Source organism: Streptomyces sp. NPDC020807 (assembly GCF_040641575.1).
Classification (GTDB): Bacteria; Actinomycetota; Actinomycetes; order Streptomycetales; family Streptomycetaceae; genus Streptomyces.
In genome coordinates this window covers 283,037-296,235 of the sequence record NZ_JBFADU010000004.1, presented here as the reverse complement: position 1 = coordinate 296,235, position 13,199 = coordinate 283,037, and the positions used below count along the sequence as shown (strand labels likewise).

At 74.1% G+C, this 13,199-nt stretch carries 13 protein-coding genes; 7 read left to right on the top strand and 6 right to left on the bottom strand.

Annotation, left to right across the window (positions count from 1 at the left end; genetic code table 11):
* Nucleotides 1-98: 98 nt before the first annotated feature.
* A complete protein-coding gene (locus AB0G79_RS09185; RefSeq protein ID WP_360802604.1) occupies nt 99-650 on the top strand; it encodes a hypothetical protein in 552 nt (183 codons plus the stop codon).
* A 53-nt stretch (nt 651-703) separates the two neighbouring features.
* Here the strand turns inward: AB0G79_RS09185 and AB0G79_RS09180 are convergent, their stop codons facing one another.
* Complete coding sequence (locus AB0G79_RS09180; RefSeq protein ID WP_360802601.1) at nt 704-1,324, bottom strand: TetR family transcriptional regulator; 621 nt, start codon at nt 1,322-1,324, stop codon at nt 704-706.
* A gap of 204 nt (nt 1,325-1,528) precedes the next feature.
* On the opposite strand from AB0G79_RS09180, the gene AB0G79_RS09175 reads away from it, so the two are divergent.
* The 5 genes from AB0G79_RS09175 (at nt 1,529) to AB0G79_RS09155 (ending at nt 6,430) form a co-directional block, all read left to right on the top strand.
* The gene (locus tag AB0G79_RS09175) at nt 1,529-2,857 is read left to right on the top strand and encodes a glycosyltransferase family 4 protein (RefSeq protein ID WP_360802599.1); all 1,329 of its coding nucleotides are present in this window, start codon (nt 1,529-1,531) and stop codon (nt 2,855-2,857) included.
* Between the two features lie 64 nt (nt 2,858-2,921).
* Nucleotides 2,922-3,659 (top strand): class I SAM-dependent methyltransferase, encoded by a 738-nt coding sequence (locus AB0G79_RS09170; RefSeq protein WP_360802596.1) that lies wholly within the window; start codon nt 2,922-2,924, stop codon nt 3,657-3,659.
* A complete protein-coding gene (locus AB0G79_RS09165; protein WP_360802593.1) occupies nt 3,656-4,741 on the top strand; it encodes a prenyltransferase in 1,086 nt (361 codons plus the stop codon). Before AB0G79_RS09170 ends, AB0G79_RS09165 begins: the two co-directional genes overlap by 4 nt.
* A gap of 177 nt (nt 4,742-4,918) precedes the next feature.
* The gene (locus AB0G79_RS09160) at nt 4,919-5,485 is read left to right on the top strand and encodes a hypothetical protein (RefSeq protein ID WP_360802590.1); all 567 of its coding nucleotides are present in this window, start codon (nt 4,919-4,921) and stop codon (nt 5,483-5,485) included.
* 87 nt (nt 5,486-5,572) lie between these two features.
* Nucleotides 5,573-6,430, top strand: coding sequence for an NAD(P)H-binding protein (locus AB0G79_RS09155; RefSeq protein WP_360802587.1), 858 nt, complete (start codon nt 5,573-5,575; stop codon nt 6,428-6,430).
* 91 nt (nt 6,431-6,521) lie between these two features.
* Here the strand turns inward: AB0G79_RS09155 and AB0G79_RS09150 are convergent, their stop codons facing one another.
* The 3 genes from AB0G79_RS09150 to AB0G79_RS09140 form a co-directional block, all read right to left on the bottom strand.
* Nucleotides 6,522-7,532: an LLM class F420-dependent oxidoreductase gene (locus AB0G79_RS09150; protein WP_360802584.1), complete on the bottom strand. Its 1,011-nt coding sequence runs from the start codon at nt 7,530-7,532 to the stop codon at nt 6,522-6,524.
* Nucleotides 7,533-7,647: 115 nt separating this feature from the next.
* A complete protein-coding gene (locus tag AB0G79_RS09145) occupies nt 7,648-8,568 on the bottom strand; it encodes a hypothetical protein (protein ID WP_360802581.1) in 921 nt (306 codons plus the stop codon).
* Nucleotides 8,569-8,729: 161 nt separating this feature from the next.
* A complete protein-coding gene (locus AB0G79_RS09140) occupies nt 8,730-9,677 on the bottom strand; it encodes an N-acetylmuramoyl-L-alanine amidase (protein WP_360802578.1) in 948 nt (315 codons plus the stop codon).
* Nucleotides 9,678-10,125: 448 nt separating this feature from the next.
* On the opposite strand from AB0G79_RS09140, the gene AB0G79_RS09135 reads away from it, so the two are divergent.
* Nucleotides 10,126-11,862 carry a hypothetical protein gene (locus AB0G79_RS09135; RefSeq protein WP_360802575.1) on the top strand — a complete coding sequence of 579 codons (1,737 nt, stop codon included), beginning with the start codon at nt 10,126-10,128 and terminating at the stop codon, nt 11,860-11,862.
* A 59-nt stretch (nt 11,863-11,921) separates the two neighbouring features.
* Here the strand turns inward: AB0G79_RS09135 and AB0G79_RS09130 are convergent, their stop codons facing one another.
* Nucleotides 11,922-12,554: a class I SAM-dependent methyltransferase gene (locus tag AB0G79_RS09130; RefSeq protein ID WP_360802572.1), complete on the bottom strand. Its 633-nt coding sequence runs from the start codon at nt 12,552-12,554 to the stop codon at nt 11,922-11,924.
* A 165-nt stretch (nt 12,555-12,719) separates the two neighbouring features.
* Complete coding sequence (locus tag AB0G79_RS09125) at nt 12,720-13,127, bottom strand: DUF4259 domain-containing protein (protein ID WP_360802569.1); 408 nt, start codon at nt 13,125-13,127, stop codon at nt 12,720-12,722.
* Nucleotides 13,128-13,199: the final 72 nt, after the last annotated feature.

The following is a 13,199-nucleotide window of genomic DNA, read 5'->3' as shown; positions in this document are numbered from 1 at the left end:
GGACGCCCGCCTCGTGAGGTGCCGTCATTCCCACGTGCAAAACTGTGCGTCGTTCAACGGGGGCAAGAAGCCTTCGTGCGTGCGTATTTGGGAGTGTTGTGCGCAAGGCGAAGATGGTGGCCGCGGCCGCCGGTGTGATTCTGCTCGTCGCGGGCTGCGGGAGCGAGGGCGGCTCGGACAAGGGCGGTTCCGCGTCCGGGGGTTCGTCCTCGGCCGGGTCCTCCGCGACCGGTGGTTCGGGTGGCGGCGGTGACGCCGGGCAGAAGCTCGACGTCGACGCCGTCACCAAGGAGATCACCGACGCGGCGACGGGGGCCGGCTTCACGCAGGACTCGACCGGCGAGGGCGTGCCGGCCGAGGCCAAGGACTGCATGGTCAGCTGGACGGCCGACGCCGAGAAGGCCGCGGACCCGGCGAAGTCGTACGCGGACTCCGTCGCGACCCTGGCCAAGGGCGGCTGGAGCGAGCAGCGGAGCTCCGGCGCGGGCGGCTCGGTCATCAAGTCGCTGAAGAAGAGCAGCTGGCAGCTCCAGGCGAGCAACCACTCGGCGGGCCCGCTGAAGCTGGTCATGTTCGTGGCCGTCGACAGCGGCCCGGAGTGCGCGGCGGCCATCGCCGCGAGCAACGCCACGGCCGGTCAGGGGTCCTGACCCGGTCGGGTGGGACCGTCCGTGCCCCGGCGCCGGGGCACGGACGGTCCCCCTCAGCGGGGTTCCGGCTCCACGAGGTCGATCAGGCGGCAGACCGTCTCGATGTCGATCTTCACCTGTGCGATCGACGCCCGTCCGGACAGCCAGGTGATGAGGGCCGAGTGCCAGGTGTGCTCGATCACCCGCACCACCGACAGCTGGCGCGGGGTCGGGTCGGAGGTCCCCATCGCGTCCAGGATGATCGCGGTCGTCAGCCGCGAGACCGTGTCGACCTCGGGGCTCACGCCGCGGTCGGCGAAGGTCAGGGCCCGCACCATGGCGTCCGCGAGCTGCGGCTCGCGCTGGAGGGCGCGGAAGGCCCGCATGAGGGTCTCCGCGACGCGCTCCGCGGGGGCCGCGCCCGCCGGGGGCCGCTTCCGCAGGGTCGTGTGCATGTGCTGGAGCTGGTCCTGCATGGTCGCGACCAGGAGGTGGATCTTGGAGGGGAAGTAGCGGTACAGCGTGCCGAGGGCCACGCCCGCCGCCTCCGCGACCTCGCGCATCTGCACGGCGTCGAAGCCGCCCCGCGCCGCGAGCTGGGCGCTGGCGTCCAGGATGCGCCGGCGCCGCGCCTCCTGCCGCTCCGTCAGGGGTGGCGACGCGGGTCTGAGCTCCGGCCTGCTCTCTGCGGTCATGGGGTCCCGTTCCGTGGGGTGGGGGGCGACAGTATGGCGTTCCGGCCGCCGTGGCGCGAATCACCTGGTCCGGCTCTCACCACGGAGCTACCAGCCGGTAGATTCTGTCCTCCTCGACTGATCGAGAACGATCAAGTCTGTAACTTGTTCTAGATTAGCGCGAGCGGTTACGCTCCGGCGAAACACGCTCGAAGGGGGTCGCGCATGACCGCGGAAGCCATCGAGGCAAGCCCGGCCGGCCCCCGGCAGGCCGCCTCCGCGGACGGTGACCGTCCGCTGCGGATCGCCCTCCTCACGTACAAGGGGAACCCCTTCTGCGGAGGACAGGGCGTCTACGTCCGCCACCTCTCCCGCGAGCTCGCCCGCCTCGGCCACAGCGTCGAGGTCATCGGCTCGCAGCCGTACCCCACCCTGGACGACGGCGTCCCGCTCACCGAGATCGCCAGCCTCGACCTCTACCGCTCCCCGGACCCCTTCAGGACCCCGAAGCGCGACGAGTACCGCGACTGGATCGACGGCCTCGAGGTCGCCACCATGTGGACCGGCGGCTTCCCCGAGCCGCTCACCTTCTCCCTCCGGGCCCGCCGGATGCTCGCCGCCCGCCGCGGCGACTTCGACGTCGTCCACGACAACCAGACCCTCGGGTACGGGCTCCTCGGCGGCCCGCGCGCCCTCGGCGCGCCCCTCGTCACCACGATCCACCACCCCATCACCGTCGACCGGCAGCTCGAACTCGACGCCGCCGCCGACTGGAAGCGCCGCGCCTCCGTCCGCCGCTGGTACGCCTTCACCCGCATGCAGAAGCGCGTCGCCCGCAGGCTCCCGACCGTCCTCACCGTCTCCGGCACCTCGCGCCAGGAGATCGTCGAGCACCTCGGCGTACGGGAGGACCGCATCCGGGTCGTCCACATCGGCGCCGACACCACCCTCTGGTCCCCCGACCCGGCCGTCGCCGAGGTCCCCGGCCGGATCGTCACCACCTCCAGCGCCGACGTCCCCCTCAAGGGCCTCGTCCACCTCGTCGAGGCGCTCGCCAAGCTCCGTACCGAGAACCCCGACGCCCACCTCGTCGTCGTCGGCAAGCGCGCCGAGGACGGCCCCGTCGCCCAGGCCATCGAGAAGTACGGGCTCGGCGGCGCCGTCGAGTTCGTCAAGGGCATCACCGACGCCGAACTCGTCGACCTCTACCGCTCCGCCCAGGTCGCCTGCGTCCCCTCCCTTTACGAGGGCTTCTCGCTGCCGGCCGCCGAGGGCATGGCCACCGGGACCCCGCTCGTCGCCACCACCGGCGGTGCGATCCCCGAGGTCGCGGGCCCCGACGGCGAGACCTGCCTCGCGGTGCCGCCCGGCGACGCGGGGGCGCTGGCCGCCGCGCTGGGGCGGGTGCTGGGAGACCCCGAGCTCCGTGCCCGCCTCGGCGAGGCCGGCCGGGCCCGCGTCCTGGACCGTTTCACCTGGGCCCGCGCGGCCCAGGGCACCGCGGACCTCTACCGCGAGGCCGTCGCCCGCCGGGGCGCACGGCCCCGGCCGTGACCCCCGCCCCGTACCCGGCTGCACCTCCGCACCACCCCCGTCCCGACCACGAAGGCAGGCATTCGTGCTGACCGTCGACTTCACCCGCTTCCCGCTCGCCCCCGGCGACCGCGTGCTCGACCTGGGCTGTGGTGCGGGCCGGCACGCCTTCGAGTGCTACCGGCGCGGCGCCCAGGTCGTCGCCCTCGACCAGAACGGCGAGGAGATCCGCGAGGTCGCCAAGTGGTTCGCGGCGATGAAGGAGGCCGGGGAGGCGCCCGCCGGGGCCACCGCCACCGCGATGGAGGGCGACGCCCTCAACCTGCCCTTCCCGGACGAGTCCTTCGACGTCGTCATCATCTCCGAGGTCATGGAGCACATCCCGGACGACAAGGGCGTCCTCGCCGAGATGGTCCGCGTCCTCAAGCCCGGCGGCCGGATCGCGATCACCGTGCCCCGGTACGGCCCCGAGAAGATCTGCTGGGCGCTCTCCGACGCGTACCACGAGGTCGAGGGCGGCCACATCCGCATCTACAAGGCCGACGAGCTCCTCGCCAAGATCCGCGAGGCCGGCCTCAAGCCGTACGGCACCCACCACGCGCACGCCCTGCACGCCCCGTACTGGTGGCTCAAGTGCGCCTTCGGCGTCGACAACGACAAGGCGCTCCCGGTCCGCGCCTACCACAAGCTCCTGGTCTGGGACATCATGAAGAAGCCCGCCCTGACCCGGGTCACCGAGCAGCTCCTCAACCCGGTCGTCGGCAAGAGCTTCGTGGCGTACGCGACCAAGCCGCACCTCCCGAAGGCGCGGGCGCAGGCGTGACCAGCCCCGAGCGGATCGCCGAGCACCTCGTCCTGCCCGGGGTGCTCACCGCCGAACAGGCCGCCGAGACCGTCGCCGGGATCCTCGCCACGCAGCGCGAGGACGGCGCCATACCGTGGTTCCGGGGGCACCACCTCGACCCCTGGGACCACACCGAGGCGGCCATGGCCCTCGACGCGGCCGGCGAGCACGAGGCCGCCGCCCGCGCCTACGCCTGGCTCGCCCGCCACCAGAACCAGGACGGCTCCTGGTACGCGGCCTACCACGACGGCGACCCGGACGACGTCACCGACCGGAGCCGCGAGTCCAACTTCGTCGCCTACATCGCCGTCGGCGTCTGGCACCACTACCTCTCCACCGGCGACGACGCCTTCCTCGACCGCATGTGGCCCGTCGTCTACGCGGCCGTCGAGTTCGTCCTCGGACTCCAGCGGCCCGGCGGCCAGATCGGCTGGAAGCGCGAACCCGACGGCCGGGCCGTCGAGGACGCGCTCCTGACCGGCAGCTCCTCCATCCACCAGGCCCTGCGCTGCGCCCTCGCCATCGCCGAGGCCCGCGAAGAGCCGCAGCCCGACTGGGAGTTGGCGGCCGGCGCGCTCGGCCACGCGATCCGCCGCCATCCCGAGCGCTTCCTCGACAAGTCCCGCTACTCGATGGACTGGTACTACCCCGTCCTCGGCGGCGCCGTCACCGGCGAAGAGGCCAGGGCCCGCATCGAGTCCGGCTGGGACGCGTTCGTCGTCCCCGGACTCGGCGTCCGCTGCGTCGTCCCCAACCCCTGGGTCACCGGCGGCGAGTCCTGCGAACTCGCCCTCGCCCTCTGGGCGATCGGCGAGTCCGACCGGGCGCTCGCCGTCCTCCAGGACATCCAGCACCTGCGCGCCGCGAACGGCATGTACTGGACGGGGTACGTCTTCGAGGGCGACAGCGAGACCGACAGGGCGATGTGGCCCGAGGAGCAGACCAGCTGGACCGCCGGCTCCCTGCTGCTCGCCGTCGCGGCCCTCGGCGGCGAGGAGGCGACCGTCGCCGTCTTCGGCGGCGAACGGCTCCCGACGGGGCTCGACCCGGACTGCTGCTGAGGGGCGCCGGACCTCCGCCGAGGGGCGCCGGACCTCTGCCGAGGGGATCCGGACCTTCGTCGAGGAGATCCGGACCGCTGCCGAGGAGCGGACGGCGGGCCCGCGCGGGCCCGCCCGAGTGGCGGGCGCGCGGGACCGGGGCGAGGCTGGCGTGACGAGCCCCAGGGAGGTCCCGTCGTGCCCAGAAGTACGTCGCGCGGAGTCGCCGCGCTCCTGCTGTCCAGCACCCTGCTCCTGACCACCGCCGCGTGCGGCGGCGACGACACGCAGAGCGTGAGCTCCGCCGTGGCGGCGACCTCGTCGGCGTCGCCCTCGGCGTCGGCGAGCTTCGAGCAGCAGAAGCTCGCCAAGACCCGGTTCGTGGCGAACGCGGGTCTGGCGGCGGGAGCCGCGTACCAGTGGATCGTGAAGCCCTACAAGGCGGGCAAGTTCACGAAGGGCGCGGACGGGCGGACCTTCGCCCTCGTGAAGGCGGGCCTCGCGGGGGCGTTCACGTACAACCGGCTCAAGGCCGCCGTGAACAACGCCAAGGGCGACCCGCTGCTCTCGAAGGCGGTCGCGCCGCTCTCCGCCGGGATCGAGTCGCTCAAGGACCTCGGGACGAAGCTCCGCAAGGGCGAGGCGGGCGCGGCGGACGTCGGCGCCTTCGAGTCCGTCATCAACAGCGTCAAGGACGCCGGCAAGAGCGCCGGCGCCACGGTCGTGGACAAGGTCCCGAGCACGGCCCAGCTCTCCGGCGGCTGACACCGGGCCGGCACCGGGGTTGACCTCAACCTTGGTTGAGGGACGAGGGTCGTGTCATCGAGCGAGCACGAGGCGAGGAGCCTGGCGATGACACGACCCACGATTCTGGTGACCGGCGCGACCGGAAAGGTCGGCGGCGCGGTGGTGGACCTGCTGCACGCGGCGGGCGTGCCCGTGCGGGCGCTCGTCCGGGGTGCGGCCGACCTCCCGGCGGGCGTGGAGGCGGTCCGCGGCGACCTCGCCGACCCCGCGTCGCTGGGTCCGGCCCTGGACGGCGTCGACGCCGTCTTCCTCGTGTGGCCGTTCCTCGGCTCCGAGGGCGCGGCGGACGTGGTCGACGCGATCGGGAAGCACGCCCGCCGCGTGGTGTACCTGTCGTCCGCCGGAGTCGCCGACGTGGCCGAGGGGGACGCGCCCGGGGAGGCGATCACCAGGTTCCACACGGACCTGGAGCGGCTCGTCGAGGCCTCGGGGCTGGAGTGGACGGCCCTGCGGCCCACCGGCTTCGCCGGCAACACGCTCGGCTGGGCGGACGAGCTCCGCGCCACGGGCGTGGTGCGTGCGCCGCTGGCGCGCCTCGCCCGCCCCCTGATCCACGAGGCGGACATCGCCGCGGTCGCCGTCGAGGCGCTGACCACCGACGCCCTGCTCGGCACCCGCCCCCTGCTCACCGGACCCGAACGCGTCACCCAGGAACGGCAGGTGGCCCTCATCGGCGAGGCGACCGGGCGGCCGGCGCGGTTCGAGGAGATCGGCCTCGACGAGGCCGTCGAGGGGATGAAGGCCGCCGGCTACCCGCCGGAACTGGTGGACGCCGTCCTGCCCGCCCAGGCGGGCATGCTCGACGCACCCGAGCCGGTCAACGACGAGGTGGAGCGCATCACGGGCACCCCGGCCCGCGGCTTCCGGGAGTGGGCGGCGGACCACGCCGCGGACTTCCGCTGACGGGTCGGGCTTTCACCGGCGGGGTCGGGCTTCCGCCGTCGGGTCGGGCTTCCGTCGGAGGGGCCGGGCTTCCGCCGGGCGGGTGCGGGCCTCAGGAGTTGAGCTCCGCCAGCAGGCGGAGCGTGGCGGGGTCCGGGGCCGTGACGAGGAGGTCCGTCACCGGGCCCCTCCGCCACGCGTCCAGGCGCGCGGCGATCCGCTCCCGGGGGCCGACGAGCGAGATCTCGTCGGCGAAGGCGTCCGGGACGGCGAGGACGGCCTCCTCACGGCGCCCCGCCGCGAACAGCTCCTGGATGCGGGCGGCCTCCTTCCCGTACCCCATCCGTCCCATCAGGTCGGCGTGGAAGTTCCGGGCCGCGTGCCCCATGCCGCCGATGTAGAAGCCGAGCATGGCCTTCACCGGCAGCAGCCCGGCCGCGACGTCCTCGCAGAGCCGCGCGCGGACCATGGGCGCGACGAGGAAGCCGTCCGGGAGGCGTTCGGGGAGCGCGTACACCTCGGACCAGCGGTCCGGGGACCAGTACAGGGGGAGCCAGCCGTCGGCGATGGCGAGGGTCTGCGCGATGTTCTTCGGGCCCTCGGCGCCGAGGAGGACCGGCAGGTCGGCCCGGAGGGGGTGGGTGATCGGCTTGAGGGCCTTGCCGAGGCCGGTGCCGTCCTCGCCGGCGTACGGGTGCGCGTGGAAGCGGCCGTCGAGCGTGACGGGGCCCTCGCGGCGCAGGACCTGGCGGATGACGTCCACGTACTCCCGGGTGGCGGTCAGCGGGGAGCGGGGGAACGGGCGGCCGTACCAGCCCTCGACGACCTGCGGTCCGGAGAGGCCGAGGCCGAGCATCATTCGGCCGCCGGAGAGGTGGTCGAGGGTGAGCGCGTGCATCGCGGTCGCGGTCGGGGTGCGGGCGGCCATCTGCGCGACGGCGGTCCCCAGCCTGATGCGCGAGGTGTGCGCGGCGATCCAGGTGAGCGCGGTGAACGCGTCGGAGCCCCAGGCCTCCGCCGTCCACACCGAGTCGTAGCCGAGGCGCTCGGCCTCGCGGGCGAGGTCGAGGTGGGCGGGGGAGGGGCCGCGGCCCCAGTAGCCGAGAGCGAGTCCGAGGCGCATGCCCGCATCCTTTCTGACGGATAGTCAGATTGTGTGGTGCGGGGGACTGTACGCCAACGGCCCCCCGCCCGGAAGGGATTCCGTGGCGGGGGGCCGTGGGTGTACGGGGCGGGGGTCAGCCGCGCTGGATGCCGTTCGTGTCCTGGAGGACACCGCGGCGGCCGTCCTGCGTCTGGGCGACCAGGCCCGGACCGCGCTGCTCGACGGCCAGGTACCAGGTGCCGGGCGCCAGTTCGGCGATCGGTGCCTGCGAGCCGTCCTCCGCGTACAGCGGACGGGCGACCGGGACGGCGAACCAGAAGGGCGCGAAGTCCGAGGCCGGCGGCTGCGCGGCCTCGGGCTGCGGCTGCTGCTGGGCCTGCGGGGCCTGGGCGGCCTGCGGCTCGGGCTGCTGCTGCGCGGCGTGCGGCTGCGGCTGGGCGTGCTGCTGCGGGCCGGGCTGGCCGCCGAACGGCTGGCCGCCGCCCTGCGACGGGTCCTGCACGCCGTACGGCTGCTGCTGGTGCGGCTGCGGGCCGCCCGGGTATCCGTACCCGCCGGGGACGCCCTGCTGACCCGGCTGGCCGGGCTGCATGCCGTACGGCGACTGCGCGGACTGCGGCGAGGGCGCCGGCATCAGCGGGGCCTTCAGCGCGGGGACCAGCGGGGCGGCGACGGCGGCACCGGCCACGAGCAGGGCGCCGATCAGGCCGAGGATGAGGCCGATGCCCGCGTTCTCCGCCTCGAAGAGCCACATGAGCAGGGTCCACGCGGAGGCGATGGCGAAGCTCGCGCCGACCTGGCCGAGCTCCAGGCCGGCCACCTTGCGGGGCTGCGGCAGGGCGTGCGAGACGACGACGAGCGCCGCGCCGGCGATGCCGAGGAGGAAGGAGCCCCAGCCGAGGGGCGACATCTCCCAGGAGTTCGGGGCGTCGTACCGGGCACAGAACTCGGGGCCGGCGTCACAGCTGGAGATGCCGAGGAACGAGGCGATGAACAGCACCACCGCTGCACCGATCAGCACGCCATCGCCTCGGGTGAGGGAGCGGATATTCACGTAAGAGTCCTTCGTCGGGTCGTCGTCGCGTCGTGCGCGGCGTCACGTCGGGGTGGCGCTCAGGTCGTGGCACGGGGGTCGCCCCATGGTACGGAGCGAATCTATCGCTCGCCGGTTCTCCCCTCCGAGGGAGGTGTCCCTACCCTCCGGGGGAGGAGTCCCTACCCTCCGAGGTAGCTCTCGATGCCGTCCGCCAGGCCCTGCGCGGCCTTCTGGCGCCAGGCCGCCGAGGACAGCAGCGCGGCGTCCTCGGGGTCTCGCATGTTGCCGCATTCGACGAAGACCTTGGGGACGGTCGAGAGATTCAGGCCGCCGAGGTCGCTCCGGACGTCCAACCCCGTCCCGGAACCGATGTAGTTGGAGGGCTTCGTGCCCGTCGCCCGCCCGAAGCGGTCGGCGATGTCCTCGCCCAGCGCGCGGGACGGGCCGACGATCGCGCCGGTGTCGGCGGCGCCGGAGTGCACGCGGGCCGGGAGGATCACGTGGAAGCCGCGGTTGCCGACGGCCGAGCCGTCCGCGTGGACGGAGACGACGGCGTCGGGACGGGCCTCGTTGCCGATCCGCGCCCGCTCGTCGATGCACGGCCCGAAGGGGCGGTCGGCGTCGTGGGTGAGGACCACCTTCGCGCCGCGCGCGGTGAGGAGGTCCCGCAGGCGGTGCGAGACGTCGAGGGTGAAGGCGGCCTCGGTGTACGCGGCCCGCGCGGCGGTCGCGTTCGTGGAGGTGCCGGTGGTGTCGCACTCCTTGCGGGCCGTGCCGATGTCGACCTTCTCGTTGATCTCCCGGGTGTGCCGGAAGTTCCCCGGGTTGTGGCCCGGGTCGACGACGACGGTCCGGCCGGCGAGGGGGCGCCCGGCCGAGGCGGAGGCGGTCGCGGCGGCGGAGGCCGTGGCGGACGCGGGCGCGGATGCGGATGCGGGGGTGGACGCCGACGCGGAGGCCGTGGCGGGTGGCGGCGACTGGGTTCCGCTCTTCCCGGAGGCGTCGAGGGCGTCGGAGCCGTCGGCCGCCCGGGAGGCTCCGCAGCCGGCGAGCGCGGCGCAGCAGCCCGCCAGGGCGAGCGCGAGGGCGAGGGGGCGGGGGGCGGTCTTCCGGTGGTCGTTCGGCACCCCGCGACTTTAGGGCCTGGTGGGGGCGAATGCCCGTACCGGGGGCGTCGCAGCTCGGTCACCGTCTCTTTCGCCACCGGGTTCCGGAAACGTGTGGACGCGTGTGCCGGGACGGTGAAGGGTAGGGGAAGGAGGCGACGGTGGGGGGTGCCACCGCGCATGGACCCACGAGGGGGAACCGGTGGGGGAAGAACCGAACGACGCACGCCCCGAGCCGTCCGACCGCATTCCGGGTGACGGCGGGTTAGGGCAGGGAAGCACCGGCGCTACGGGCGGTACTGGCGCTACGGGCGGTACTGGCGGTACGGGAGGTACTGGCGGTACGGGCGGGACGCAGGGTGGCTTCGGAGGCCCGGCGCCGTGGGAGGCCCCGGGGCAGCCGGCCGGCCCGCCTCAGGGGACGCCGCCGAGCGACCCCCCGAGCGCGCCGGTGAACACGCCGCCGAGCGTGCCTCAGGGCACGCCTCCGGGGACGCCGCCGCCTGCCGGGGGCTTCGGTCCGCCGCAGGGCGGCGCCGTACCCGCCGCGCAGGGCCCGGTACCCGCCGCTTCCGGCCCCACCCCCGGTTACGGGCAAGGCCCGGGCCCCGCCCCGGCTCCCGCCCCCGGCTGGTCCGGCGTCGGGACGGTCCCGCCGCCGCCCGCCGCCCCGCCCGGCTACGGTCCCGGCGGCGGAGGTGCCGACCCGCGCGGCCGGGCGAACCCGGCGCAGGCGGCCATGATCGGTCTCCTCAACCTGTCCTGCCTCGGCCTCGGTTACGTCCTGCTGCGGAACTGGATCGGAGCCGTCCTCTGCTGGATCGCCACCGTCGCCCTGCTCGTCGTCGCGCTCCCCGCCGACGTCGACGGCGTCCCCCGGGGCGTCCTCATCGGCTACGGAGTGGTCCTGCTCGCCGCGGCCGTCGACGGCGCCCGGCGCGGGCTGCGCGCGACGCTGCGGATCGGCGCGGCCGTCCGCCGGCTCGCGCTGCCGCTCGCCGTCGTGCTCCTCGCCGTCCCCGCGGGCGGCACGCTCGCGTACGGGGCGGCCCGCGACGAGGCGAAGGAGCAGCAGCTCCTCGACATGCTCGCGGCGGCGGACGCGCTCGTGAAGTCGGCCGACGGCCTCGCCTTCGCGAAGGCCGAGCCGTCCTACGCCACGGCGCTGACGGCGTACCAGGACCTCGGACTGCACTACGCGGGCTCGCGGGCCGGGAAGCTCGTCCCGGCGCGGCTCGACGCGTACTACGAGACGCTGTCCGCCCCGTACGAGAAGAACGACTTCTGCGGCGCGCTCGCCCCGCTGCGGCACCTGCGGGGGCTCGCCGGGACCGTCGACAAGGAGCTCCTCGGGAACCGGCCGGCGAAGACCGACGAGCCGCTCGCGCGCTCCCTCTACGAGTGCGGCACGGCCGCGCTCGCGGCGACGACGGTCGTGCCGAGCGCCGCCGAGAGCCTCAACGAGCTGATGACCACGTTCCCGACGTCGCCGCACACGGCCAAGGTCGAACCGGCCCTGCGGGACGCGCTCAAGCGGCGTACGGACACGCTCGACAGCGGCTCCGACGCGTGCGGCGCGACGGCGGAGATCCGCACGCTCCGGACCACGCTGAACGACATGCCGGACGCCTCCCTCGAAGGCGTCACGCGCGATGCCAAGGCGGCCGTCCAGCGGGGCGACTTCGCCTGCGGGACGGAGCACTTCAAGAAGAAGGAGTACGAGGAGGCGATCGCGTCGATGACCGACTACGCGAAGGCCTACCCGGACAGTCCGCAGGCCGCGCACGCCCGGGACATCGCCATCGCCGCCGAGATCGCCGAGGAGGAGCCGGCGGCCGGGAAGCGCCTGCCTCCGGCGAAGGACCCCGGCGGCGAGCGGATGGTCCTGGTCATCAGCAACGACGGGCCGGGTTCGGTCGAGGTGCTCTACACCGGTCCCATCACCGGCAAGGTCACGCTCAAGGCCTGCGCGACCTGCAAGAAGTACCAGGAGCCGCTGCTCGTCAACTCGCCGAAGATCAAGGCGTGCGCGGGTCCGGCCTCGAAGTACCCGAAGGCGACGCTGCTGCTGCCCGCCGGCGACTACCAGTTCCTGCAGAAGCGGGCGGCGAGCGGATCGTCGTACGGGGACACGAAGGCCAGCAAGACGAAGATCGAGCGGGGGTACAGCTACACGAACTGTCTGTACGTGACCAGCCTGTTCTGAGCCCCGGGCGCAGGGTGGCGGGACCGCACGGCCCCGCCGCCCCCGCCGCTCCCACCGGCTCAGCGGCGGCGCAGCACCCGGAGGGAGTCGGTGACCGAGACCTCCTCGAAGTCGCCGGACTCCAGCGCCCGGAGGTAGATCCGGTACGGGGCCTGTCCGCCGTCCGCCGGGTCCGGGAAGACGTCGTGGATGACGAGCAGGCCCCCGGGGGCGACCTTGGGGGCCCAACCCTCGTAGTCGTTCACGGCGTGCTCGTCGGTGTGCCCGCCGTCGACGAAGACGAGGCCGAGCTCGCCGCCCCAGGCCTGCGCGACCAGCGGCGAGCGGCCGACGACCGCGATGACGTGCTCCTCCAGGCCGGCCTTGTGCAGGGTGCGGCGGAACGTCGGCAGCGTGTCCATCAGCCCCACCTCCGGGTCGACCACGGTCGGGTCGTGGTACTCCCAGCCCGGCTGCTGCTCCTCGCTGCCCCGGTGGTGGTCGACGGTCACCGCGACCGTCCCCGCCTGCCGGGCGGCGTCGGCGAGCAGGATCGTGGACCGCCCGCAGTACGTCCCGACCTCCAGGAGCGGCAGGCCGAGCTTGGCCGCCTCGGTGGCGGCCTCGTACAGCGCGAGCCCCTCCACGACGGGCATGAACCCCTTGGCCGCCTCGAAGGCGGCAAGGATCTCGGGAGCGGGCTCGGCGGCCATGGGTCCTCCTACTGGCGGGTACGCGGATACGCGCGCCCATCGTGCCCTACGCGCCCGCCCCCCGACACCGTCAGGCCCCCGCCGGCACCGCCCGGGTGCCGGTCAGGCCCCCGCCGGCACCGCCCGGGTGCCGGTCAGGGCCCGCCGGCACCGCCCGGGTGCCGGTCAGGCCCCCGCCAGCACCGCCCGCAGCTTCCGTATGCCCGCGGCCCACGTGTCGTCGCCGGACTCCTCCCACAGTTCGAGGAGCTCCGACTCCGGCCCGAGCGTGCGGTCCAGGGCGGCGACGGCGAGCGGGCGCAGGGCCGCGGGGAGTTCGGGCAGCGGCTGCTTCGGCCCGTACGAGGTCGCGACCGCCTCCCCGCCCGGGCACCCCGCGGCGACCAGCGCCGCCGCCGCGACGGCCTGTGCGGCGTAGTCCGAGTCCAGGTAGGCGTCCTCCCCGGTCCCGACCACCTCCTGGAACGCCGCCCGCAGCACCTCCGCCCGCCGCTCGGCGGGCGCTTCGTCGACGCGCCACGAGAAGTCGGCGGCGGCGTCGTTGTCGAACGGACCGATGTCCCAGGTGCCCATGGTGTGCTCACTCTCTCCGTCGTACGGGGTGTGGTTCGACAGCGATCGTGACAGGCGCCACTGACAACGGGC

Excerpts from the sequence above, each read along its gene's own strand:
- AB0G79_RS09175 (WP_360802599.1), top strand. The coding sequence starts at position 1,529 with ATGACCGCGGAAGCCATCGAGGCAAGCCCGGCCGGCCCCCGGCAGGCC.
- AB0G79_RS09150 (WP_360802584.1), bottom strand. The coding sequence starts at position 7,532 with ATGCGCCTCGGACTCGCTCTCGGCTACTGGGGCCGCGGCCCCTCCCCC.
- AB0G79_RS09155 (WP_360802587.1), top strand. The coding sequence starts at position 5,573 with ATGACACGACCCACGATTCTGGTGACCGGCGCGACCGGAAAGGTCGGC.
- AB0G79_RS09125 (WP_360802569.1), bottom strand. The coding sequence starts at position 13,127 with ATGGGCACCTGGGACATCGGTCCGTTCGACAACGACGCCGCCGCCGAC.
- AB0G79_RS09130 (WP_360802572.1), bottom strand. The coding sequence starts at position 12,554 with ATGGCCGCCGAGCCCGCTCCCGAGATCCTTGCCGCCTTCGAGGCGGCC.
- AB0G79_RS09180 (WP_360802601.1), bottom strand. The coding sequence starts at position 1,324 with ATGACCGCAGAGAGCAGGCCGGAGCTCAGACCCGCGTCGCCACCCCTG.